We start from the raw sequence: 22298 nt of genomic DNA, 5'->3' as shown, positions 1-22298 counted from the left end.
GCCCTCAGGGCAGCGGGGCCGTTCCGCGTCCTGCGCCGTGCTCAGCCACGGCGCAGGACGCACGCTGAGGTCGGCAGCCCGGCCCGAGGTCGGCAGTTCGACCCGAGGTCGGCAGTTGGCCACCCTGTTCCCGGCGTGGACTGCCGAGCTCGACCGGTCCGACGTGCCGGAGAGAACCCCCGGGGTCAGAGGGGGTCGAGGAGGGTGGACAGCACCGCGCGCCGGACCTCGACGATAGAGCGCTCGGGCTGGAACGCCAGCCACTCCAGCCCTGCGACCAGGGTGGCGCCGAACAGCGTCGCCGCCGTGAGGGACGGGTCGCGCTGCGGCCAGCTCTCCGCCACCACCTCCGCGAACACCGCGAACGAGCGGTCCCGCACCTGCCGGATCGAGTCCTCCCACTCCCGTCCGGTGCGGAAGACCTCGGCCGTCATCAGCTTGGCGAAGTCCGGGTGGGTGTGGATCTGCTCCAGCAGCTCGTGCACCAGAGCGCCGATCGCCCGGCGTCCGGACAGCCCCTGGCGGGCCGCGCGCAGCGAGCTGGTCAGTCGCTCCACGCCGTCGTCGATCAGGGTCTCGAACAGCGCGGTCTTGGACCCGAAGTTGTAGAACACCGACCCCTTGGCCACCCCGGCCTCGGCCGCGATGTCGTCCACCGACGTGGCGGTGAACCCGCGGTCGGCGATCAGCGCGATCGCGGCTCGCTGGATCGCCTCCCGGGTGGTCAGGGTGGCGGCGGTGTCACTCATGCTGCACAGCGTCTCAGATGGTCAGCGCCGGGTGCAGGCGACTGAGCGTCCAGGTCCGCATCCGACCCGCCCGCCAGGCGGTGACCGCCAGCGACCCGATCGAGAACGCGGCCAGTGCGGCCACCGACAGCCACAGCCGGCCCTCGGTGCCGCCGGTCAGCAGCTCGCGCAGTCCGGTGATCGCGTAGGTCATCGGCAGGTAGGGGTGCATCGCCCGGAAGATCTCCGGCGTGGTCTCCACCGGGTAGGTGCCGGACGCCGAGGTCAGCTGGATCATCAGCAGCGCGATGATCGCCACCTTCCCGGCCGCCGACCCGAGCACCGCGGTCAGCATCTGCTGCACCGCCAGGAACGCGGCCGCGACCAGCACGGTGAACGCGAAGGTGCCCACCGCGGTCGACCAGCTCAGCCCCAGGCCCAGGTGCACCACCGCCAGCAGCACGGCCACCTGCGCGACACCGATCACCAGGGCCGGGAAGTACCCGGACAGTGCGATCCGCCAGCCGGCCACCGGGGTGGCCAGTGCGCGGTTCGGCAGCGGGCGCAGCAGCAGCCAGGTGATCAGCCCGCCGACGAACAGCGCGAGCGGGATGAAGAAGGGTGCGAAGCCCTCGCCCATCGTCGCCGAGCTGGCGATGTCGGTGTCGTCCGCCCGGACCGGGGTCGCGATGGTGTCCGCGCGCTGGGCCCGGGTGGTGTCGTCGTCGTCCGGCAGTTGGCTCGCGCCGTCGGCCAGCTTGTCGGCGAGCTCCTGGGAACCGTCGATCATCTGGTCCGACCCGTCCGCGAGCTCGGCGGAGCCGTCCGCGAGGGTGCTGGTGCCGTCGGCGAGGGTGGTGGCGCCGGTGGCGAGCTCCTGGGCACCCGAGTCCAGAGTGCCGACCTTCGAGTCGAGGGTGTCAACGTTGGTGTCCAGGGTGGCGGCGCCCGAGGCCAGGGTCGCCGCCGCGGTGGCCGCCTGACCCGTCCCGTCGGCGAGCTGCTGCGCCCCGGTCGCGAGCTGACCCGCGCCGGTGGAGAGCGACGTGAGGCCGGTGGACAGGTCGGCCGAGCCGTCCCGGAGATCGTGCGCCCCGGCGACCAGCGTGGAGAGCTTCCCCGCGTCCAGCGAGGCGCTGGTCAGCGGTTCGGTCGCCGTCGTGAGGTCGGAGACCGTCGCGCGCAACGTGTCCGCGGTCTCGGTGTCACCGGCGGCGTCCGCCTGTGCCGCCATCGTCAGGAGCTGGGTGCCCACGGACGTCAGCTGCGTGCTGACGTCCGGCAGTGCCGCCGCCACCGGGCCGAGTGTCGCCGCGAGCTCGTCCACGCCGTCGCTGACCTGCTTCGCCCCGGTGGCGAGGTCGGTCGACGACGTCGCGGCGGTGGTCGCGCCGGAGGCCAGGTCGGTGGACTTCTGCGCCAGGGTCGAGGCGCCGGAGGCGGCCGTGCCGATCCCGCTGGAGAGCTGGGAGGCGCCGTCGCTCAGCTGCCGGGTGCCGTCCGCCAGCTGTCCGGTCCCGTCGGCGAGCTGCGTGGTGCCGTTCGCCAGGGTGGTCGCGCCGGAGGCGAGCCGCTGGGCGCCGTCCGCCGCGGTGCTCGCGCCGTCGGCGACCTGGTGCGCGCCGTCGGAGAGGTCGCCGGAGGCCGCGTTCAGCGTGAGGGCGCCGTCCGACGCCTGCGCGAAGCCGTCCCGGGCCGATCCGAGGCCGACCAGCACCTGGTCCACGGCCTGCTCGCCGATGGTGGAGGACACCGCGGCCCGGATCTGGGTCATCGCGCTGCGGCCCAGTGTCGACGCGAGGTAGGAGTTCGCGTCGTTGTAGGTCACCTGCAGCTCCGCCGGCACCGGGTCGTCCCCGGCCGCCGAGGCGATGTCGGTGCTGAACTCGGCGGGGATGGTCACCGCGAAGTAGTACGTGCCGTCCTTCACCCCGGCGGCGGCGTCCTCGGCGTCGGTCTGCCGCCAGTCCAGCGCGTCGGAGTCGACCAGCTCGGTCACCACGTCGTCCCCGGCGGTCAGCTGCTCGCCGTCGTCGGTGGTCGCGCCGGTGTCGGCGTTGACCAGGGCGACCGGCAGCCGGTCCAGGTTCCCGGTCGGGTCCCAGTAGGCCCACAGGTAGAGCGCGCCGTAGAGCAGCGGGATGCAGATCATCGCCACGACGGCGAGCTTGGGCAGCACCCCGCGACGGAAGCGCCGCAGCTCGGTGCCGGTCAGGAAGGAGAACATCTCTCAGACTCCGGGGAGGTCAGGCGGGAAGAGCGTGCGGGCCGGTCGCGAGGGTGACCAGCTGGGGCGGGGTGCTCCACGGCACCCGGGCGGCCTCGTCCAGCGACGCGACGGTCGCGATCACGGTCAGTCCGTCGGCCGCCAGGGCCTCCAGGCGGGCCCAGACGGTGCGGCGCCGTTCGGTGTCGTGCACCTGGTCCACGTCGTCGACGACCAGCAGCTCCGGGTGCTGCGTCATGGCCAGCGCGATCCGCAGCAGCATCCGGTCCACCTCGTCCAGGTCCCAGACCACCGAGTCGACCCGCGGCAGCGGCCGCTCGCCGAACACCGGCGCGGCCAGCTCGCCGAACCGCTGCTGGGAGACCCTGCCGGTGTGCCGGTACCAGGGCGACAGCCAGTGCAGCCGCTCCCGGACCAGGTCGCCGACCGTGACCGACTCGTCCAGGTCGTCGATGCCGTCGAACCCGGCCACGGCGGACCGCTTCTGCACCGCGTTGCGGCGCCGGGGGAGCGACTCGCCCAGCACGGTGAGCTCGCCACCGCGGTCCGGGGTCATCCGCCCGGCGATGGTCAGCAGCAGGCTGGAGCGCCCGGCGCCCTGCGGCCCCTGCACCAGGGTGAGCGCACCGGCCGTGAGCTCCAGGTCGACCGGCCCGTAGACCGGTCCGCGTGAGCCGTGCAACCGGAGGTCGCGGGCGACGACGGCCGGCGGGACGTCGAGGTCCGCGGTGTCGTCGTCAGCGGTGGCGGCGGTCTCCTCGGTGGCGGAGTCCTGCTCCAGGTCCGGGTGGGTCCCCACCGCGTCCTCGGGTTTCGGGTCCGGTCGCTGCGGACCCGCCGTCGGGAGATCCGTGGTCCCGCGCTCGGCCGTCGCGACATCCGTGGCCGCGAGACCCGCCGTCGCGATGTGGGTGGTCGCGGTGGCGGAACCGCTCCGGTGGTCGGCCCGGTGGCGCCCCGTGTCGGCGCCGCCGTGGTCCGCACCGGGATCGGCATCGGCGTGCGGCGTCGCAGTCGTCCCCGCCTGCTCCTCGTGCTGTGCCACGTCGTGCTCCTGATCGCTCTCGGTCACCGCTGCCTCGCTCCATCAAACTGACCGGTCAGTACAAACGCTACGCGCCCTCCGGTTCGCTGTCGCCCCCGGGCGCGGTGACCTCCGCCACGGACGTCGCCGACGCGCGGTGACCTCCCCCGCGCGCCTCGCCGGCGCGCGGGGCATGAAAGAATCCCCGCATGGCGATGAGAGAGATCCGTGTGGTCGGCGACCCGGTGCTCCGCACCCCGTGCGAACCGGTGACGACGATCGACGACCGGGTGCGCGGTCTGGTCGAGGACCTCCTGGAGACGGTGGACACCGACGGCCGGGCCGGACTCGCCGCCAACCAGATCGGCGTGAGCCTGCGCGCGTTCTCCTGGAACATCGACGACGAGCTCGGCTACGTGCTGAACCCGGTGATCGTCGAGCTCAGCGAGGACGAGTACCAGGACGGCGACGAGGGCTGCCTGTCGGTCCCGGAGCTGTGGTTCCCGACCAAGCGCGCCTGGTACGCGCGGGTCGAGGGCACGGATCTGGACGGCAAGAAGGTCGTCGTGGAGGGGGTCGAGCTGATGGCGCGCTGCCTGCAGCACGAGGTCGACCACCTGGACGGCCACCTCTACATCGACCGTCTGGAGCGCTCGGTGCGCAAGAAGGCGATGCGCGCGATCCGCGAGCAGTTCTGATCCGACACGCACATCGGGTGGTGCGAGCCGCCCGATGTGCGGCATGATCAGGTCAGCACGCCGCAGGAACATGTGCCACCTGTACCGCCCAGTCCGGGCCTGAGGTCGTTGGGGAAGACGAACCTCGAAACCGTCTGGGAGGGATGACATGGCTGGTGCGATCACCCGCGGTGTTCTTTTCGTGCACTCTGCGCCCCGTGCGCTCTGCCCCCACCTGGAGTGGGCGGCGGGCAACGTCCTGGGCGTCCGCGTGTCCTTGGACTGGACCGACCAGCCCGCCGCGCCCGGCATGTTCCGGGCCGAGCTGTCCTGGCAGGGCCAGCAGGGCACCGGTGCGCGTCTGGCGTCCGCGCTGCGCGGCTGGACCCACCTGCGGTACGAGGTGACCGAGGACGCCAGTCACGGCAGTGACGGTGCTCGCTGGAGCCACACGCCGGAGCTGGGGATCTTCCACGCCCAGACCGACGTGCACGGCAACGTCGTGGTGCCGGAGAACCGGATCCGCGCGGCCCTGGAGTCCTCCGATGCCCGGTCGATGCGCGAGGAGCTGGACCTGGCGCTCGGGCAGTCCTGGGACGACGAGCTGGAGCCGTTCCGCTACGCGGGAGCCGGTGCTCCGGTCCGCTGGCTGCACCGGGTCGGCTGACCGCTGTCCGACCCGGTCGGCGAGCTCGGCGCGGTGATGATCACCGGCTGACATCGCCGATCCACCGGCCGCTCCCAGGAAATCCGCAGGATTCGCCCCTAGCGTCGTGACCACTGGATCCGATCGGATTCAATCAGTCGTCAGGCCGTCCGCGGCCCCGCCAGGGAGGACCCGACCATGAAGCACACCACTCGACGCCGCACCTTCGCCGCGCTGTCCGGGCTGTCCATCGCCGTGACGCTGGCCGCGTGCGGGAACAATGCCGACGCGGTCGACAACAGCGACACCACCTCCGGCTCCAGCGACGCCAGCGCCTCCGCCGACACCGGCACGAGCACGGACTCCAGCGCCGACTCGGAGGACTCCGCCTCGACCGGTGAGTACGCCGACGGCACCTACACCGCCGAGGGCTCCTACTCCTCGCCGGGCGGTGAGGAGTCGATCGAGGTCGAGCTCACCATCGCGGACGGCGTGGTCACCGACGTCACCGTCACCCCGGAGGCCACCAGCGGCAACGCCGCGCGCTTCCAGCAGGAGTTCGCCTCCGGCATCGCGGACGAGGTGGTCGGCAAGGAGCTGTCCGACCTGAGCGTGGACAAGGTCGCGGGCTCCTCGCTGACCGGGGACGGGTTCAACGCGGCCCTGGACGAGATCCGCGCCGATGCCACGGCCTAGTACCCGGTTCCAGGCGATCGGCACCCACTGGCAGGTCGACACCGACCGGCCGCTGGACATCGCCGGCCTGGGGGCCCTGCACGACCGGATCGCGCGCTTCGACGCGGACTGGTCCCGGTTCCGCCCGGACTCCTGGGTGACCCGGACCGCGGACGCCGGGGCAGGGGAGTACGACCTGCCCGGCGACGCGGGGCCGCTGCTGGCCGCCTACGACACGGCCGCGGGCTGTACCGGCGGGGCGGTGTCCCCGCTGGTGGGCCGTGCGCTGGAGGACCTGGGCTACGACGCGGACTACCGGCTCCGCCCGCGCCGGGACGAGGACGGCGAGCTGATCGTCCACCCGGTCCCGGCCTGGTCCGACGCCCCGCGCGCGGACGGGCGGATCACGCTGCCCGCCGACACGCTGATCGATGTGGGCGCCGCGGGGAAGGGCTACCTGGTCGACCTGGTGTCCGAGGTGCTGACCGAACGGGGCTTCGACGCCCACGTGGTCGACGCCGGTGGGGACATCCGGGTGCTCGGCAGCACGCTGCGCGTCGCGCTGGAGGACCCGGCCGACCCGGCCCGGGCGCTCGGTGTCCTCCGGGTGACCGACGGGGCGATCGCGGGCTCCGCGCCCAACCGTCGTGCCTGGGGCCCTGGCCTGCACCACGTCGTCGACGCCCGCACCGGTCGCCCCACCGACCGGGTGCTGGCGACCTGGGCGGTGGCGCCGGACGCGCTCACCGCCGACATCGCGGCCACCGCACTGTTCTTCGCCGATCCCGACCTGGTGGCCGCCCGCTTCGGGATCCGATACGTCGTGCTCGACGCCGACCGCCGCCTGCGCTGGTCGCTCGACCTGGACGGAGAGGTCTTCGCATGATCGTGCGCGCCGGAGCCTGGCTGGACGAACGTCTCGGCCGGGTCACCATGTACCGCCTGCTCACCCTCGGCCTGACCGCGATCGCCGCGATCGCGATCCTGCTGGCGGCCACCGGGACCCTGTTCTTCGCACCGCTGGACATGCTGCTCAGCCTGGCCGTGGCGGTCATCGCCTCCGCGGCCTCCGGCTGGCTGCTCGCCCGGCTGTTCCGCACCCGGGCACACCTCGAGTCGACGCTGATCACCGGTCTGATCCTGTTCTTCCTGTTCTGGCCGACCGGTGAGCCGCGCTACCTCGGCGCCCTCGCGCTGGCCGCCGTGTTCGCGAACCTCAGCAAGTACCTGATCGCCTGGCGCGGCCGGCATCTGGTGAACCCGGCCGCGGCCGGAGCACTGGTGATCGGCCTGACCGGCCTGGACTCCAGCACGTGGTGGATCGCCGACCCGGCGCTGCTGGTCCCGGTGCTGCTGCTCGCAGTGCTGATCGTGGTCCGGACCCGGACCTTCGCACTGGTCGGGACGTTCGTGGCGATCGCCCTGCTCGCGATCGCGATCCGACTGACCGCCGAGGGGCAGGCGTTCGGCCCCGCGCTGTGGTCGGCCGTGACCTCCTACCCGGTGCTCTTCCTCGGCACCGTGATGCTCACCGAGCCGCTCACCCTGCCGCCCCGGCGGTGGCAGAGGCTGGCCGAGGCGGCACTGGTCGCGATCGTGCTGGCGATCCCGTTCACCGCCGGTCCGCTGACCAACACGCCCGAGCTGGCCCTGATCGTGGGGAATCTGCTCGGCTTCGCCTGGGGTCAGCGCGGCGGTATCCGGCTCACGCTGATCGACAACCGGCGGATCGGTCCGCGCACCCTGGAACTGCGGTTCCGCGCCGACCGCCCGGTGCGGTTCCGGCCCGGTCAGTACCTCGAGCTCACGGTCCCGCACCGTCGTCCGGACAGCCGGGGCAGCCGCCGGGTGTTCAGCATCAGCTCCGCGCCCCGGGACGGCGAGCTCACCGTCGCCCTGACCCTGCCCCAGCGGCCCAGCAGCTTCAAGCGCGCCCTGGCCGAGCTCCCGGTCGGCGCCCGGCTGCGCGCGACCGGCGTGGGCGGCGACTTCCTGCTGCCGACCGACCGCCGGCCGGTGCTGCTGGTCGCGGGCGGGATCGGGGTGACGCCGTTCGCCAGCCAGATCGCCGAGGACACCGGACGGGACGCGGTGCTGCTGCACGCCGTCTCCGATCACGGGGACCTCGCCTACGACGAGGTGTTCCGCGGTGCCGGGACCCGGGTGCTGGTCGCCTCCCCGACGCCCGGCGCCGCGCTGCCCGAGGGGTATCTGCACCTGGGGGTCGACCGGCTGACCGCCGAGGCGCTGGCCGAGGCGGTGCCGGACGCCGACCAACGAGTGGCCTACGTGTCGGGGCCGCCGGCGATGGTCGACCACACCCGGGCGCTGCTCCGTGCGGCGGGGGTGCGGCGGGTGCGGACGGACGCGTTCAGCGGCTACTGAGTCCGGCCGCCTGACACACGAGAACGGCCCGGGTCTCCGCGGAGACCCGGGCCGTTCTCGTCGGCACTCAGTGGTTCGTGACCACCAGCGCCACGTTGTGCCCGCCGAAGCCGAAGCTGTTGTTGATCACCGCGAGGTCGCCCGTGGGCAGGTCGCGCGGCACGTCGCGGACCAGGTCCATCGCCATCTCCGGGTCCGGGGTGGAGACGTTGATCGTCGGCGGGGCCTTGCGGTCGGCGATCGCCATCACGGAGAACAGCGTCTCCAGGGCGCCGGCGCCGCCCAGCAGGTGACCGGTCATCGACTTGGTCGCGGACACGGCCGCGCCGTCGATCGCCGACCCCAGGGTCTCGCGGACCGAACGGGCCTCGATCAGGTCCCCGACCTTGGTCGAGGTGGCGTGCGCGTTGACGTGTCGCACGTCCTCCGGGGTGACCCCGGCGTCCTTGAGCGCCATCCGCATCGCGGCGATCTGTCCGCGACCGTTCGGCTCCGGCGAGGTGATGTGGTACCCGTCGGAGGACAGGCCGACGCCGGAGACCGCGGCGTAGATCCGCGCCCCACGGGCCTTCGCGTGCTCCTCGGACTCCAGCACCAGCACCGCGGCGCCCTCGCCGATCACGAACCCGTCCCGGTCGACGTCGTAGGGGCGGGAGGCGCCCTGCGGGTCGTCGTTGCGGGTGGACAGAGTGCGCGAGGCGGCGAACGCGGCGATCGGCATCGGGTGGATGACGGCCTCGGTGCCACCGGCGACCACGACGTCGGCACGGCCGGAACGGATCATGTCGACCGCGTAGCCGATCGCCTCGGCACCGGAGGCGCAGGCGGAGACCATGGCGTGCGCACCGGCGCGGGCACCCAGCTCCAGCTCCACGTAGGCGGAGGGCGAGTTCGGCATCAGCATCGGGACGGTCATCGGCAGGACGCGGCGGGCGCCCTTCTCCCGCAGGGTGTCCCAGCCGTCCAGGGTGGTCCAGATGCCGCCGATGCCCGAGGACACCACGACACCGAGCCGCTCCAGCTCCATCTCCGGCGCACCGGCGTCCGCCCAGGCCTCGCGGCTGGCGATCAGCGCGTACTGCGCGGAGGGGTCCATCTTCTTCAGCTCGGGCCGGGGGAGGACCTCCGACGGATCGACCTTGATGGTCGCGGCGAAGTCGACCGGGATGCCGTACGTCGCGGCCCAGTCGTTCTGCAGGGTGCGCGCACCGGAGGTACCGGCCAGAGCGGCCTGCCAGGTGCTCGCGGCGTCCCCGCCGAGGGGCGTGGTGGCGCCGAGGCCGGTGACGACGACTCGCGTGCTCATGGTGGTGGCTCCTGTGTCAGATGCGTGGCTTGGAAGGCACACCGGGGCCGCGCCGTGCCGTCGAGGGGCACAGCACGACCCCGGTGAAGGAGGGACAGGCTCAGGCCTGCGCGCCCTCGATGAACTTCACGGCGTCGCCGACGGTGGCCAGGTTCTTGACCTCGTCGTCCGGGATCCGGACCTCGAACTTCTCCTCGGCCAGGGTGACGATCGTCATCATCGACAGCGAGTCGATGTCCAGGTCGTCGGTGAAGGACTTCTCGGGCAGGACGGAGTCGGTGGGCAGGCCGGTCTCCTCGCTGACGATCTCGGCCAGTCCGGCGAGGATCTCCTGCTCGGTGTGCGCCATCGGTTTCTCCTTGTGTGTGTGGTGCGCCCCGCGCGGTCGGCGGAAGCGTGGGAACTGTACTGCGGTCGAGCGCCCGGTCAGGGGAGCACGACCACCTGTGCGGCGTAGACCAGGCCGGCACCGAAGCCGATCTGGAGTGCCAGGGCGCCGCTGCCGACCTGACCCTCGCGGATCAGACGCTCGGTGGCGAGCGGGATCGAGGCGGCGGAGGTGTTGCCGGTGTCGGCGATGTCCCGGCCGACCACGACGGACTCCGGCAGCTTCAGCTGCTTGATCATCTGGTCGATGATCCGCATGTTCGCCTGGTGCGGGATGAAGGCGTCGATCTGGTCCGCGGTGACACCGGCGGCGTCGAGCGCCTTCTGCGCGACCGGGGCCATCTGCCAGACCGCCCACTTGAAGACGCTGGGGCCCTCCTGGCGCAGGGTCGGCCAGCCGGCCCCGCTGTCCCGGGTGTCCAGCCAGGAGTGGGTCTGGCGGATGGCCTGCGACTGCGAGCCGTCCGAGCCCCACACGGTCGGGCCGATGCCGGGGATGTCCGACGGGCCGATCACCACGGCGCCCGCGCCGTCGCCCAGCAGGAAGGAGATGCTGCGGTCGGTCGGGTCGATGAAGTCGCTCATCTTCTCCGCGCCGATCACCAGCACGTGCCTCGCGTTGCCGGCGCGGACCAGCGCGTCGGCCTGGCCGATGCCGTAGCAGTAGCCCGCGCAGGCGGCCGAGATGTCGAAGGCCGCCGCCGGGGTCGCGCCCAGCCGGTCGGCCAGGATCGCCGCACCGGAGGGAGTCTGGTGGAAGTAGGTGACGGTGGACAGGATCACCGCGTCGATGTCCGCGCCGGTCAGGCCCGCGTTCGCGATCGCCTCCCGGGCCGCCTTCTCCGCGAGGTCCAGCACGCCGGTGTCGGCGTTCGCCCGGACCCGGGTGATCATCCCGGTGCGCTGGCGGATCCACTCGTCGGAGGAGTCGATCGGGCCGACCAGGTCGTCGTTGGGGACGACGTTCTCGCCGCGGGCGGCGCCCAGGCCGAGGATCCGCGTGTGGGCGGGGCCGGTGGCCTGGGTCAGGGTGGGACGGGTCACTTCGCGCTCTCCTGGGATCCATCGGTGTGCAGGTGCGCCGCGATCAGGTCGCGGGCGGCGGGGAGGTCCTCGGGCGAGGTGATCGCCACGGTCTCCACCCCGGGCAGGCTACGCCGGGCCAGACCCTTGAGCACACCACCCGGCGCCAGCTCCAGCAGGGCGGTCACCCCCAGGTCTGCCAGCGTGGCCTGGCACAGGTCCCACCGGACCGGCGCGGCGATCTGCCGGACCAGGCTGCCCACCACGTCGGCGTCCTCGGCGTACACCGAGCCGTCGGCGTTGGTCAGGAACCGGGTGCGCGGGGCGCTGCGCGGCCAGTCCGCGGCGATCGCGCCGAAGGACTCCAGCGCGGGCTGCATGAACGGCGTGTGGAACGCACCGGCGACCTGGAGCGGGATCACCCGCGCCCGGGCCGGGGGGTTCGCGGCGAAGGCGGCGATCGCGTCCAGCGACCCGGCGGCGACGATCTGCCCGCCGCCGTTCACGTTGGCGGGCCACAGCCCGGCGGCCTCGATCGCGGCGGTCACCTCGGCCGGGTCGCCACCGAGCACGGCGGTCATCCCGGTCGGTTCCGCGGCGGCGGCCTCGGCCATGAACCCGGCCCGGCGCGCGACCAGCCCGACGGCGGCGGCGTCCTCGAATACCCCGGCGACGGCCGCGGCGGCGAACTCGCCCACCGAGTGACCGGCGGTGGCGTCCGGTACCAGCGGCGCGTCGAGGGTGTCCTCCAGCGCCCGCAGCGCGAGCAGCGAGGTCGACACGATCAGCGGCTGGGCCACGGCGGTGTCCCGGATGGTGTCCGCGTCCGAGGTCGTGCCGTGCACGGTCAGGTCGATGCCCGCGGCCTCGGAGAAGGCGGCGAGCCGGTCGGTGGTGCCGGGCAGCTCCAGCCAGGGGCCGAGCATGCCGGGGGTCTGGGCGCCCTGTCCCGGGCAGACGATCGCAAGCACCCGACCACTCTGCCCGGTCCGCCCGGGATCGTCGGCACACGACCCGCACCAACCTGTCGGCGGCGTCTTGTGCGGGTCGCACAAAGCCCGCGGCCGCGCCGGCGGCCGATCTCGCCGCCGGGGTCGCGCGTGGGCTCAGCTCGGGCGGTGGTCCAGGCGGCCGACGGACAGCGCGGTCTGCAGCACGAAGGCCTCCCGCGGGTCCAGGGGGTCCCAGCCGGTGACCTCGGCGACCCGGCGCAGGCGGTAGCGGACCGTGTTCGGGTGCACGTACAGCGTGCGGGCGGCGGCCTCCAGCGACCGCCCCGCGCCGACGTAGGCACCCAGCGTCTCCAGCAACGACCCGGTGCTGGCCAGCAGCGGGAGGTACGCCTGCTCGATCAGCACCGCCCGGGCCGCGGCGTCGCCGACCAGCACCCGTTCGGGCAGCAGATCGTTCGCCGGGACCGGCCGGGGCGCCTGCGGCCACGCCGCCACCGCCAGCAGACCGGCCAGCGCCGACCGGGCGGACCGTGCCGCGTCGGCGAGGTCGTCGCCGAGCGGGCCGAAGATCACCGGGCCGGGCCCGAACCGCGGCAGCAACGCCTCCGCCGACGCGCGCAGATCGCCGTTGCCGCCCAGGAAGATCACCAGGCGCTCGCCCTGGATACCGACCAGCGCGTCGTCCGCGGCGCGACGGGTCGCCCGGCGCAGCTCGGAGGTGCGCACGTCGTCCAGCGGTTCGCCGGTGGTGCCGACCACCGCCATCGTCTGCCCGCGTCCGCTCCAGCCCAGCGCCGCGACCCGGGACCGCAGCGAGTCGTCGACGTCCCCGCGCAGCAGCGCGTCGACCACCAGCGCCTCCAGTCGGGCGTCCCACGCGCCACGGATCTCCGCCGCCCGTGCGTAGACCTCGGCGGCGGAGAACGCCACCTCACGGGAGTAGCGCAGGACCGCCTCCAGCAGATCGCGCTCGGCCCCCGGAGCGGCCAGCTTCTCCGCATGGGCCTCGACCACGTCGACCACCACGCGCACCAGCTGCAGGGTGTGCTGCAGCGAGATCGACCGGGTCAGCTCCGGGGGAGCGGTGGCGAAGATCTCGCCCACCCCGTGCGGCGGCTTGGACGGATCGGCGAACCAGGTGACGAAGGCGGAGATGCCGGCCTGCGCGACCAGGCCGACCCAGGACCGGTCGTCGGCGGGCAGCGCGCGGTACCAGTCCAGGTCCTCGTCCAGCCGGCGCATCGCCGCGGCGGCGAGCATCCCGGAGCCGTCGCGGACGCGGCGCAGTGTCTCCCCGTTCGAGGCGTCGGGGGCGGTCGCGATCCGGCCGGCACGGGTGCGGGTGCGTGCGGGCGACAGACCGGCATCGGCGTCACCGGCGCCGGGGGGCCGCACGGAGTCAGGCATGGCGCTGAGCATACGGCCCGGTTGTGGGGAATCCACAAAGTGCCGCGCGCTCGGGCGCCGCCGTCACCCCGTTCGCCCGGCCGTCCGCGACGACGGACGATAGTGTCGCGTCATGGCTCTGCTGCCCCGACTCCGCCGGCTGCTCGGCCGCACCGCGTCCACGTCCCGGGTCGGTGCGCGCCGACCCGGCTCCAGCCGACACGGCGACGTGCCCCAGGAGGACGCACTGCGCGCCGCCCTGGGCGACAACCCCAACGACGAGCGGGCGTTCGCCGCGCTGGCCGAGATCGTCCGCCGCCACGCGGTGACCGGCTCCGACGACGACCCGTTGACCGCCGAGTCCGAGGATGCCCTGCTCGCGGTCCAGGCCGAGAAGCAGCGGGTCGCCGATCTGGCGGTCTGGGCGCTCGGCGAGGAACTGTCCGGCAACCCGCGCGCCTGGTACCCGCTGGTCGAGGTCGCGCGCCTGTCGGTCCGGGACGATCTGGAGGGCACGGTGCGCCGGCTCACCACGGCCGCCGAGCGGGATCCCTCGGGCAAGGCCCTGGTGGCCGGGCTGCGGCTGCTGCGCGAGGCGGGACTCCCGGTCGAGGCGCTGAACCTGGGCACCGGGCACTGGCACCCCCGCGAGCACGACCCGGAGGTCGGGCGCGAACTGGTCCTGGCCGCGGTCGAGGCCGGACGTCCGCTGGACGCGAAGCAGCATCTGGCATCCCTGGAGCTGGCCCCGCACCCGTCGCGGACCGCGGCGCTGCGCGAGGAGCTCGCCCGGGTGGTCGAGCGCGCCGAGCACGAGGCCCCGCAGGCCTGAGCCGCCGGACCCCGGACGACAGTTCGGGCCCCGTTCGACGGACCCGACCCCGACCCTCAGACCTGCGTTCGTGCACGCTGCGATCCGCAGACTCGCCTCCGTGCGCGTTCGATCCTTGCGCGCGAGGTGATCCGACCGCACGCAAGAGCCCCGCATCCCTGGGGTGGGATGCGGGGCTCTCGCGTGCGTGCTCAGCCGGTCAGGCGTCGCCGCCCGCGTTGCCGGAGGTGCCGGCGTTCACGTCGTGCAGGCGGTACTGCTCGATCGCACGGGCCGGGGCGTCCGCCGCGACCTTGCCCTCGCGGGCCAGCTGCTGCAGCACCCGGACCACGGTGGACGGTCCGTCGATCTTGAAGTGCCGACGGGCCGCCGCGCGGGTGTCGGAGAAGCCGAAGCCGTCCGCACCCAGGGTGGCGTAGCGGCCGGGGATCCACTCGCGCACCTGGTCGGCCACGAGGTGGTCGTAGTCGGTGGTGGCGACGAACGGGCCCTCGGCGCCCTGGAGCTTCTGGGTCAGGTACGGGACCTGCGCCTCGGCGCCCGGGTCGAGGAACGCCTGCTCGTCGGCGGCCAGGGCCTCGCGACGCAGCTCGTTCCAGCTGGTGACCGACCAGACCGCGGCGGAGACGCCCCAGTCCTCTGCCAGCAGCTTCTTGGCCTCGAGCGCCCACGGCACCGCCACGCCGGAGGCGAGGATCTGGGCCTTGGGGCCTTCGCCCTCGTCCGTCGCGACCTGGTGGATGCCCTTGAGGATGCCCTCGACGTCGACGTCCTCCGGCTCGGCCGGCTGGACCATCGGCTCGTTGTAGACGGTGAGGTAGTAGATGACGTCGGGGTCGCGCCCGTCGTCGCCGTACATCCGCTGGATGCCGTCCTTGACGATGTGCCGGATCTCGTACCCGTAGGCCGGGTCGTAGTGCACGACGTGCGGCATGGTCCCGGCGATCAACGGGGAGTGGCCGTCGGCGTGCTGCAGACCCTCACCGGTCAGGGTGGTCCGACCGGCGGTGGCGCCGATCAGGAAGCCGCGGGCCATCTGGTCCCCGGCCGCCCAGAACTGGTCGGCGGTCCGCTGGAAGCCGAACATCGAGTAGTAGAAGTAGAACGGGATCAGCGCCTCGCCGTGGGTGGCGTAGGACGTGCCCACCGACTGGAACGCGGCCGCGGAACCGGCCTCGTTGATGCCGGTGTGCATGATCTGGCCGGACTCGGACTCCTTGTAGGAGAGCATGAGGTCGCGGTCCACGGCCAGGTAGTTCTGGCCGTTGGTGTTGAAGATCTTGGCGCTCGGGAAGATCGAGTCCAGACCGAAGGTGCGGGCCTCGTCCGGGATGACCGGGACCAGCCGGTGACCGAACTCCTTGTCCTTGACCAGGTCCTTGAACAGCCGGACCAGCGCCATGGTGGTGGCGACCTCCTGGCTGCCGGAGCCCTTCTTCAGCAGCTCGTAGGACTTGTCACCCGGGAGGGTCAGCGGCGTGTGCGTGCTGCGGCGCTCCGGCACGTACCCGCCGAGCGCACGACGACGCTCCTGCAGGTACTGGATCGCCGGGTCGTCCTGGCCGGGGTGGAAGTACGGCGGGACGTACGGGTTCTCGTCGATCTGCTCATCCGTGATCGGGATGTGCAGCGAGTCGCGCAGCGTCTTCAGCTCGTCGCCCTTGAGCTTCTTCATCTGGTGCGTCGAGTTGCGACCGGCGAAGCCCGATCCCAGGCCGTAGCCCTTGACGGTGTGCGCCAGGATCACGGTCGGCTGGCCGGTGTGCTCCCGGGCGGCCTTGTACGCCGCGAAGATCTTGCGGTAGTCGTGGCCACCGCGCTTCATCGCCCAGATCTCGTCGTCGGTCATCTTCTCGACCAGCGCCTTGGTGCGCGGGTCCCGGCCGAAGAAGTGCTCGCGGATGAACGCGCCGTTCTCGGCACGGTAGGTCTGGTAGTCGCCGTCCGGGGTCTCGCCCATCAGGTGCACCAGCGCGCGGTCCTTGTCCGCGTTGAGCAGGGCGTCCCACTCGCGGCCCCAGATCACCTTGATGACGTTCCAGCCCGCGCCGCGGAACTGCGCCTCGAGCTCCTGGATGATCTTGCCGTTGCCCCGGACCGGGCCGTCGAGGCGCTGCAGGTTGCAGTTCACCACGAAGGTCAGGTTGTCCAGCCCCTGCTGGGCGGCGTGCTGCAGCATGCCGCGGGACTCCGGCTCGTCCATCTCGCCGTCGCCGAGGAACGCCCAGACGTCCTGCTGGCTGGTGTCCTTGATCCCGCGCAGGTGCAGGTAGCGGTTGGTCCACGCCTGGTAGATCGCCGAGGCCGGGCCGAGGCCCATCGACACCGTCGGGAACTCCCAGAAGTCCGGCATCAGGCGCGGGTGCGGGTAGGACGGCAGACCGCCGCCCGGGTGCGACATCTCCTGGCGGAAGCCGTCGAGCTGGTGCTCGGACAAGCGGCCCTCCAGGTAGGCGCGGGAGTAGACGCCGGGGGAGGCGTGGCCCTGGAAGTAGACCTGGTCGCCGCCGCCCGGGTGGTCCTTGCCGCGGAAGAAGTGGTTCAGGCCGACCTCGTACAGGGTCGACACCGACGCGTAGGAGGAGATGTGCCCGCCGACCCCGATCCCGGGGCGCTGCGCCCGGGTCACCATCACCGCGGCGTTCCACCGGTTCCAGGAGCGGTACTTGCGCTCCAGCACCTCGTCGCCGGGGAAGTAGGGCTCGTCGTGCACACCGATGGTGTTCACGTACGGGGTGTTCAGCTCCTGAGGGATGCTGACGTTGCGCTCACGCGCGCGCTTCAGCATGTTCAGCAGCACGTACCGCGCCCGCGGCCCGCCCTTGTCGTCGATCAGCCCGTCGATGGACTCGACCCACTCGGACGTCTCCTCGGGGTCGACATCCGGTACCTGGCTCAGCAGGCCGTTGATGAGCGGCCCGCGCCCGTCATTGGAAGCCACCAGTGCTCCTCGTCTCTCCACGCGTGCGGGCCGGTCGGCCCCGATGCGCATTCGGCCCGCGCCGGACATGTCAGGTCTGTCGCCATGAGGCGGCTGGCGCGGTTGCGACCCATTCTGTTCCGTCCCCGGGTCGAAAGTCTCCCCATCGTGCCCGACTGAGGCGTGACGTCCGTGACAATCGACCCGATCAGGGGTGGTCCTGATCACGTTCGTCCACAGGTCGGCGGATCGGCGCGTGGTCCCCACACCTGGCCGTTCGCCACGCGCGCGACGTGCTCGGTGGGCTACCGTTCGGTGATCGAGCGAGCGCAGACGGCCCACGACGGGCGGTCTCGGACGGAAGGAACAGGCGGGACGTGGCGACCAGCACGGGCGACGCCCCTCAGGGGGCAGGCCGACTCGGATACTCCACCGGACAGGTGGTGCAGGAGTTCGGTTACGACGACGACGTGGACGAGGCGCTGCGCACCGGGGTCGAGGAGATCACCGGCGCCGAGCTCGTCGACGAGGACTACGACGACGTGGTCGACGGCGTGATCATCTGGCACCGGGACGACGACGGCGACCTCGCCGACACCCTGGTCGACGCCCTGACCGTGCTGGACGACGGCGGCCTGATCTGGGTCTTCACCCCGAAGCCGGGTCGACCGGGCCACGTCGGCCACGACGACATCCAGGAGGCCGGCACCACCGCGGGCCTGCACGCCACCAGCACCTTCTCCATCGCGGACGACTGGTCGGCGACCCGGATGGGCTCCCGCGGCCGGGGTCGCTGAGCCGACGATGACGGCGGGGAGCGACACGCCCGGGATCCTGCCGGTCGGAACTGCTCCCGGATCCGTCCCCCTGACCGAGCACACCGGGCGACCGGTGACGCTCGGTGGCCCTGCCGCGCGTCCCACGCTGGTGGTCTTCGTGCCGTTCGCGTTCTCCCCGGTGTGCGGCGACGAGCTGTCCCGGTTGAACGCGGCGCATCCCGACCTCGCGGCCACGGTCGACGTGGTCGCGGTGTCCTGCGACGCGGTCTCGACCTTGCGCGCCTGGGCCGAGCGGGACGGCTTCGCCTTCCCGCTGCTGTCCGACTTCTGGCCCCACGGCGTCGCCGCGCGGGCCTACCGGGTGTTCGACGACGAGCAGGGCTACGCGCGACGGGGAAGCTTCCTGCTGGACACCGAGGGGGTCGTGCGGTGGTCCACGCTGTCGCCGGCCGGTCGGGGACGGGATCCCGAGCTGTACCGGGAGGCCGTGTCCGGGCTGGTGGCCCGGTAGGCTGACGCACCCCACGAGGGGCCTGTAGCTCAGTTGGTCAGAGCGCCGCGCTTACACCGCGGAGGTCGCCGGTTCGAGCCCGGCCGGGCCCACCCACTCGGTTTCGCAGGTCAGAGGGGATATAAGGCTTCGCCAATTCACCGGGTCGGCCTCACCCCGGGCGCTGCGGCAGGTTGGAGCTTCATCTCGCTGAGCAGCACTTATATCCGCTTGTTGCTTCTTGTAGCGCCCCGCCAGCGCCCGGTCAGCATGCCCAGCGCAGGCCGTCCGGTAGTCCCGCCGGTACCCCGGCCCGCCCCCACTGCCGAACGTCGAGGCACCCTTCCGCGACCACTGCCCCGCACGTGCACGTCCACGCCGAGTGCGAGTGCCCGGCCCGGCAGCCACAGAACATCGCCGACTGGCGGGGTCGGTACGAACCCTGCGCCGGCCACCCCCACCCGCACGCCGGGCAGTAGCGCGGGGGCACACGCACGAAGCCCCGCGCCGTGCGGATCCAGTCAGCCGGGTCGATCACCGGGCGAGTGTGCGCGTCGGGTATGACACGAGTGGTCTGGGTGCAACGAAGGCGCCCCGGCCTCCTGGGCCCGAGTGGGTCCAGGAGGCCGGGGCGCGGTCGCACGGTGCGGATCAGGCGGGGTCGGTGTCGTACTCGACGTAGGTGTCCGTGCCCGCAGCGTCGGGGATCTCGCCGACGTGTTCCTCCCCGTCGAGGGTCGTCACGATGCCGACGGGTTCGGGCTCGATCACGGCGCCGGTGGGCAGCGGCGAGGCGGGGCCGGCGACGACGGTGCCGTCCGGTTCGACGGTCTGGACGACCGTCGCGGCGGGGGTGGCCTTGCTCCGGGCGAGCATGGTGGTGATGGCCTCGACCGCGACGTAGAACGCCGCGACCACGCCGAGCAGCCACGGCTCGATGTTGTCGGGCAGGTCGAGGCCGAACACCGCCAGGACGGCGCCGACGAGCAGCACCACGGCGCGGACGGCGGCCTGCACGGCGACGGGCTCCAGGGTCAGGACCCGCCGCCACCACGGGATGCTGCTGGTGGAGGTCGGGGTGAGGGTGTGGGACATCGGGTCTCCTACTTCACGAGGGTGAACGCACGCAGCCAGTCGGCGGACTGGCGGTCGGTGGTCTCGGGCAGTCGCTCCCGGGCGCGGGCGAGCGCGGACTGGGAGGACAGGTGGCGGCGGGTCATGGTCGCGGGCTCGCACGCGTAGAAGTGCCGCACGCCGGGGACGTAGTCGTCCTGCCCGTTCGGCTTGAGCGGGCCCGATGCGATGAACGCGGACGCACGCTTGAGCTCGGCGAGCTGCTCGGTGACCTGACGGATCAGCTCGGCGTTCTCGGTCTGGATCAGGGCACGGATCTCGTCCTGGGATGCCATCTCGTCCCACTCTCTGGGGGGTGTTGGTGCGATCAGATCCGGCACGGTCGGGATGGTGCCGGTGCTCGCGCTGGTGTCGTTGGAGGTCAGCTCGACGGGCCCGGTGTAGGACCAGTGCCACGCCTCGTTGACCTTGCGGCCCTCGGTGTTGGACCAGCCGAGGGGCACGGCCACGGCGGCGAGCTGCTTGTACCGGGTGCCCTCGAAACCGCCGAGTCCGGTGATGTCGACGGTGATCCCCAGGCCGTGGTTCGAGGTGCCGGGCACCGCGGCGGCCGCCTGGCCGCGCGTGCGGTAGTAGGCGATCCCGTTCCACTCCCGGCGGTCCACCTTGCCGGTGGTGTACTGGGTGTAGGTGGTCTGGTAGCGGTCGAGGAAGATCGACTGCTGCACGGCGTAGGACCGGTACGCGTCGGAGATGCCCGTCGGCACCGGGTACCACCCGTAGGCCGAGTACACCGCCCGGCGCAGGTCCTCCCACGCCGCGGCGGGACCTGAACGCAGTCGGGCGCCGGGCTTCCCGCTGATCGCGACGAGCGCGGAGTCCGGCAGACGGCCGTTGCTGTAGGCCACGGGTCCCTCCTCAGGTGGTGGTGAGTCCGTCGGGCCAGGGCGGTACGTCCTCGCCGGCCTCGTCGAGCAGGGTGCGGAGCTGGTGGATGTAGTCGTCGCGGATCCGCTCGCGCCGCTCGGACGCGTCCAGGCGGTGGCGCAGGTCGGCGAGGTCGGCGCGCATGTCGGTGTCGCGGTGGGACCGGCGGGTCACGAGTGCGGTGATGGTGGTGCCGATCACGAGGGCCGCGGCGCCGACGGCCGCGACGACGATGGACGGGTCGATGGTCACCGGGCATCCCCGGGGTCGGGGTTGATCAGGCGGCCGGCGGCGGCCGTGCCACCGGCCATCGCGAGGTAGAGCAGCGCGATCACCCACTGCCGGGACGGGTCGTCGTCGAAGACCCACCCGAGCAGGTAGGTCACGCCCCAGCAGGCGAGCATCCCCGCGCAAGCCGAGAACGCCGCGACGTCCGCCCCGATCCGGGTGCGGCGGGTGTGCCTGGTCCGGAACGCACCGGTCAGGCACAGCACCCCGGCAGCACCCCACAGCGCGGCGTACACCGGCAGCGGGACCGTCTCCTCCAGGACATCGAGCCCTACCGGCAGCACCACCCCCGACGTGCCCGGGGGCAGGCACGAGGCGACCTGCGCGGCGCACAAGACCGCCATGCACAGCAGGAAGGACCCGCGCGGGCCGTTCAGGCGACGGATTACCCGGTCCGGCATCAGGCGACGCGCCCGGTCAGGTGCGCGTACAGGGTGCGTGGCGCGGAGGAACTGACAGGAGTGCCGACGCCGGTGCCAGCGGCGTTGCGCTGGAGGAAAAACGCGACTGTGTACTGGCCGGTCGAAGGGCAGGTCCACGGCCCGGACAGATCGATGGGCTGACGGCCTGCCGACCCGGCGGCACCGACAGTTGCCTGGGTCGCGGCGACTAGCGTCGCGGTCCCGCCCGGCAAGGCGGTGCCAGCGATGATGCGCAGCTGGGCCGAGTAGATGTCCCCGACCGCGGTGCCGTTGAGCAGGACGCTGTCGCACGCGACCCGGTATTGGCATCCGGCCAGCGCTGGGAATGTGAAGCCGCCGAGTTTGTCGTCGCGGATCAGGTTCCCGGCGCTGGTCTCGCTGCCGTTTGCCGTGGTTGATGTCGGGGTTGGTAGTGCGGGCGGCGCGAAGTGCGTGGCCCAGGTCGTCCCGTCGGTGCTCGATTCCAGGTGCGCGGCGTCCAGGGTGTCCTGGCGGTGGACGTACAGCGGCCTGGCCGGGGTGGGGCTCAGCGCCGCCGCGAGTTGGGTGCGCGCGGCAAGGTTCGTCACGATGTGGATGATGGTCGGGTCGATGGACTCGCCCATCTCGACCATGTCGCCCTGCGGGTCGAACGGGTCGATCCCGGCGGGAACGACGATGCCGCCGGTGGTGGTGGCAGATGCCATGAGGGGTTCTCCTATCGGGTCCAGTCCAGGGCGACCTGCCCGGATTCGGGGTCAGCGCCGACACCCGCGACGCCGCCGTATCCAGTGCCCTGGATGCCGACGCCGCCGCCGTTGTCGGCGAGCAGTTGGCCCCAGGAGGTCGGGATGGTCCACCACCCGGCGCCCTGGTTGGGGGCGAGGGTGATGTCGTGCGGGCCGGACGTGCGGGTGAAGTCCGCCGGTGGGCGTTCCTTGTTGGCTAGCAGGTGCAGATGCACGGTCAGCGGGGTGTTGTAGTCCCCGACGCGCAGCCGCGAACCCAGGCGCACCCGGGCGCCGGTGATGGTGCGCCCGGCGACGGCTCGGGGTGCGTCGCCGTGCCACCAGCCACCGCGGTGGTCCTGGGCGACGTACGGGCTTCCGCCCTGCAAGACGTCGGTGTTCGACGCCCAACCCCACGACCCGGTGCGCCAGGTGCCCGATC

At 72.5% G+C, this 22298-nt stretch carries 23 protein-coding genes and 1 tRNA gene; 9 read left to right on the top strand and 15 right to left on the bottom strand.

Going from position 1 to position 22298, the window contains the following annotated elements:
* Positions 1 to 185 precede the first annotated feature (185 nt).
* The 3 genes from OGL89_RS07575 to OGL89_RS17165 are packed head-to-tail and all read right to left on the bottom strand — an operon-like array spanning position 186 to position 4027.
* On the bottom strand, positions 186 to 749 hold the full coding sequence (locus tag OGL89_RS07575) for a TetR/AcrR family transcriptional regulator (protein WP_263119306.1): 564 nt from the start codon (positions 747 to 749) through the stop codon (positions 186 to 188).
* A 13-nt stretch (positions 750 to 762) separates the two neighbouring features.
* Entirely contained in the window at positions 763 to 2955 is a 2193-nt protein-coding gene (locus OGL89_RS07570) for a YhgE/Pip domain-containing protein (RefSeq protein WP_263119305.1), read from the bottom strand.
* 19 nt (positions 2956 to 2974) lie between these two features.
* On the bottom strand, positions 2975 to 4027 hold the full coding sequence (locus tag OGL89_RS17165; RefSeq protein ID WP_263119304.1) for an ATP-binding cassette domain-containing protein: 1053 nt from the start codon (positions 4025 to 4027) through the stop codon (positions 2975 to 2977).
* A 161-nt stretch (positions 4028 to 4188) separates the two neighbouring features.
* Between OGL89_RS17165 and def the strand changes: the two genes are divergently transcribed.
* The 5 genes from def to OGL89_RS07540 all read left to right on the top strand — a co-directional run bounded on the left by def (position 4189) and on the right by OGL89_RS07540 (position 8362).
* Positions 4189 to 4677: a peptide deformylase gene (def, locus tag OGL89_RS07560; protein WP_263119303.1), complete on the top strand. Its 489-nt coding sequence runs from the start codon at positions 4189 to 4191 to the stop codon at positions 4675 to 4677.
* 148 nt (positions 4678 to 4825) lie between these two features.
* Complete coding sequence (locus tag OGL89_RS07555) at positions 4826 to 5323, top strand: DUF3145 domain-containing protein (protein ID WP_263119302.1); 498 nt, start codon at positions 4826 to 4828, stop codon at positions 5321 to 5323.
* Positions 5324 to 5500: 177 nt separating this feature from the next.
* Positions 5501 to 5998, top strand: coding sequence for a hypothetical protein (locus OGL89_RS07550; protein ID WP_263119301.1), 498 nt, complete (start codon positions 5501 to 5503; stop codon positions 5996 to 5998).
* Entirely contained in the window at positions 5985 to 6863 is an 879-nt protein-coding gene (locus tag OGL89_RS07545; protein WP_263119300.1) for an FAD:protein FMN transferase, read from the top strand. Before OGL89_RS07550 ends, OGL89_RS07545 begins: the two co-directional genes overlap by 14 nt.
* A complete protein-coding gene (locus OGL89_RS07540; protein ID WP_263119299.1) occupies positions 6860 to 8362 on the top strand; it encodes an FAD-dependent oxidoreductase in 1503 nt (500 codons plus the stop codon). Before OGL89_RS07545 ends, OGL89_RS07540 begins: the two co-directional genes overlap by 4 nt.
* A gap of 67 nt (positions 8363 to 8429) precedes the next feature.
* On the opposite strand, the gene fabF is transcribed toward OGL89_RS07540, so the two are convergent.
* From fabF to OGL89_RS07515, 5 genes are all read right to left on the bottom strand, one after another.
* On the bottom strand, positions 8430 to 9668 hold the full coding sequence (gene fabF / locus OGL89_RS07535; RefSeq protein ID WP_263119298.1) for a beta-ketoacyl-ACP synthase II: 1239 nt from the start codon (positions 9666 to 9668) through the stop codon (positions 8430 to 8432).
* Between the two features lie 100 nt (positions 9669 to 9768).
* Entirely contained in the window at positions 9769 to 10017 is a 249-nt protein-coding gene (locus tag OGL89_RS07530) for an acyl carrier protein (protein WP_168630888.1), read from the bottom strand.
* A 77-nt stretch (positions 10018 to 10094) separates the two neighbouring features.
* Positions 10095 to 11099 (bottom strand): beta-ketoacyl-ACP synthase III, encoded by a 1005-nt coding sequence (locus OGL89_RS07525; RefSeq protein WP_263119297.1) that lies wholly within the window; start codon positions 11097 to 11099, stop codon positions 10095 to 10097.
* Positions 11096 to 12049, bottom strand: a complete 954-nt coding sequence (locus OGL89_RS07520; protein WP_263119296.1) for an ACP S-malonyltransferase — start codon at positions 12047 to 12049, stop codon at positions 11096 to 11098. The genes OGL89_RS07525 and OGL89_RS07520 overlap by 4 nt, the downstream gene beginning before the upstream one ends.
* A gap of 135 nt (positions 12050 to 12184) precedes the next feature.
* Positions 12185 to 13438 (bottom strand): helix-turn-helix domain-containing protein, encoded by a 1254-nt coding sequence (locus tag OGL89_RS07515; RefSeq protein ID WP_263119295.1) that lies wholly within the window; start codon positions 13436 to 13438, stop codon positions 12185 to 12187.
* A gap of 112 nt (positions 13439 to 13550) precedes the next feature.
* On the opposite strand from OGL89_RS07515, the gene OGL89_RS07510 reads away from it, so the two are divergent.
* Complete coding sequence (locus OGL89_RS07510) at positions 13551 to 14249, top strand: hypothetical protein (protein WP_263119294.1); 699 nt, start codon at positions 13551 to 13553, stop codon at positions 14247 to 14249.
* A gap of 199 nt (positions 14250 to 14448) precedes the next feature.
* On the opposite strand, the gene aceE is transcribed toward OGL89_RS07510, so the two are convergent.
* Positions 14449 to 17190, bottom strand: coding sequence for a pyruvate dehydrogenase (acetyl-transferring), homodimeric type (gene aceE, locus OGL89_RS07505; protein WP_263119293.1), 2742 nt, complete (start codon positions 17188 to 17190; stop codon positions 14449 to 14451).
* A gap of 356 nt (positions 17191 to 17546) precedes the next feature.
* Here aceE and OGL89_RS07500 point away from each other — a divergent pair, with 356 nt between their 5' ends.
* The 3 genes from OGL89_RS07500 to OGL89_RS07490 all read left to right on the top strand — a co-directional run bounded on the left by OGL89_RS07500 (position 17547) and on the right by OGL89_RS07490 (position 18551).
* A complete protein-coding gene (locus tag OGL89_RS07500) occupies positions 17547 to 17966 on the top strand; it encodes a DUF3052 domain-containing protein (protein ID WP_263119292.1) in 420 nt (139 codons plus the stop codon).
* Positions 17967 to 17973: 7 nt separating this feature from the next.
* Positions 17974 to 18459 (top strand): redoxin domain-containing protein, encoded by a 486-nt coding sequence (locus OGL89_RS07495; RefSeq protein ID WP_263119291.1) that lies wholly within the window; start codon positions 17974 to 17976, stop codon positions 18457 to 18459.
* Positions 18460 to 18477: 18 nt separating this feature from the next.
* Positions 18478 to 18551, top strand: a tRNA-Val gene (locus OGL89_RS07490).
* A gap of 538 nt (positions 18552 to 19089) precedes the next feature.
* Here OGL89_RS07490 and OGL89_RS07485 read toward each other — a convergent pair.
* The 6 genes from OGL89_RS07485 to OGL89_RS07460 form a co-directional block, all read right to left on the bottom strand.
* Complete coding sequence (locus OGL89_RS07485) at positions 19090 to 19533, bottom strand: hypothetical protein (RefSeq protein WP_263119290.1); 444 nt, start codon at positions 19531 to 19533, stop codon at positions 19090 to 19092.
* Positions 19534 to 19541: 8 nt separating this feature from the next.
* Positions 19542 to 20420, bottom strand: a complete 879-nt coding sequence (locus OGL89_RS07480) for a M15 family metallopeptidase (protein ID WP_263119289.1) — start codon at positions 20418 to 20420, stop codon at positions 19542 to 19544.
* 10 nt (positions 20421 to 20430) lie between these two features.
* Positions 20431 to 20691 (bottom strand): hypothetical protein, encoded by a 261-nt coding sequence (locus tag OGL89_RS07475; protein ID WP_263119288.1) that lies wholly within the window; start codon positions 20689 to 20691, stop codon positions 20431 to 20433.
* Complete coding sequence (locus OGL89_RS07470) at positions 20688 to 21128, bottom strand: hypothetical protein (RefSeq protein WP_263119287.1); 441 nt, start codon at positions 21126 to 21128, stop codon at positions 20688 to 20690. The genes OGL89_RS07475 and OGL89_RS07470 overlap by 4 nt, the downstream gene beginning before the upstream one ends.
* On the bottom strand, positions 21128 to 21835 hold the full coding sequence (locus OGL89_RS07465; protein WP_263119286.1) for a hypothetical protein: 708 nt from the start codon (positions 21833 to 21835) through the stop codon (positions 21128 to 21130). The genes OGL89_RS07470 and OGL89_RS07465 overlap by 1 nt, the downstream gene beginning before the upstream one ends.
* Positions 21836 to 21846: 11 nt before the next feature.
* Positions 21847 to 22298, bottom strand: a 452-nt coding sequence (locus OGL89_RS07460) for a hypothetical protein (protein WP_263119285.1), incomplete at its 5' end; no start/stop codon positions are given.

The organism is Cellulomonas sp. RIT-PI-Y (assembly GCF_025642745.1).
Lineage (GTDB): Bacteria > Actinomycetota > Actinomycetes > Actinomycetales > Cellulomonadaceae > Cellulomonas.
The sequence above is the reverse complement of the archived record's forward strand: the minus strand, read 5'-3'. Positions and strand labels throughout refer to the sequence as shown.

Coding starts and splice junctions, on each gene's coding strand:
- OGL89_RS07575 (WP_263119306.1), bottom strand. CDS start 749: ATGAGTGACACCGCCGCCACCCTGACCACCCGGGAGGCGATCCAGCGA.
- OGL89_RS07570 (WP_263119305.1), bottom strand. CDS start 2,955: ATGTTCTCCTTCCTGACCGGCACCGAGCTGCGGCGCTTCCGTCGCGGG.
- def (WP_263119303.1), top strand. CDS start 4,189: ATGGCGATGAGAGAGATCCGTGTGGTCGGCGACCCGGTGCTCCGCACC.
- OGL89_RS07555 (WP_263119302.1), top strand. CDS start 4,826: ATGGCTGGTGCGATCACCCGCGGTGTTCTTTTCGTGCACTCTGCGCCC.
- OGL89_RS07550 (WP_263119301.1), top strand. CDS start 5,501: ATGAAGCACACCACTCGACGCCGCACCTTCGCCGCGCTGTCCGGGCTG.
- OGL89_RS07545 (WP_263119300.1), top strand. CDS start 5,985: ATGCCACGGCCTAGTACCCGGTTCCAGGCGATCGGCACCCACTGGCAG.
- OGL89_RS07540 (WP_263119299.1), top strand. CDS start 6,860: ATGATCGTGCGCGCCGGAGCCTGGCTGGACGAACGTCTCGGCCGGGTC.
- fabF (WP_263119298.1), bottom strand. CDS start 9,668: ATGAGCACGCGAGTCGTCGTCACCGGCCTCGGCGCCACCACGCCCCTC.
- OGL89_RS07530 (WP_168630888.1), bottom strand. CDS start 10,017: ATGGCGCACACCGAGCAGGAGATCCTCGCCGGACTGGCCGAGATCGTC.
- OGL89_RS07515 (WP_263119295.1), bottom strand. CDS start 13,438: ATGCCTGACTCCGTGCGGCCCCCCGGCGCCGGTGACGCCGATGCCGGT.
- OGL89_RS07510 (WP_263119294.1), top strand. CDS start 13,551: ATGGCTCTGCTGCCCCGACTCCGCCGGCTGCTCGGCCGCACCGCGTCC.
- OGL89_RS07495 (WP_263119291.1), top strand. CDS start 17,974: ATGACGGCGGGGAGCGACACGCCCGGGATCCTGCCGGTCGGAACTGCT.
- OGL89_RS07485 (WP_263119290.1), bottom strand. CDS start 19,533: ATGTCCCACACCCTCACCCCGACCTCCACCAGCAGCATCCCGTGGTGG.
- OGL89_RS07470 (WP_263119287.1), bottom strand. CDS start 21,128: ATGCCGGACCGGGTAATCCGTCGCCTGAACGGCCCGCGCGGGTCCTTC.
- OGL89_RS07465 (WP_263119286.1), bottom strand. CDS start 21,835: ATGGCATCTGCCACCACCACCGGCGGCATCGTCGTTCCCGCCGGGATC.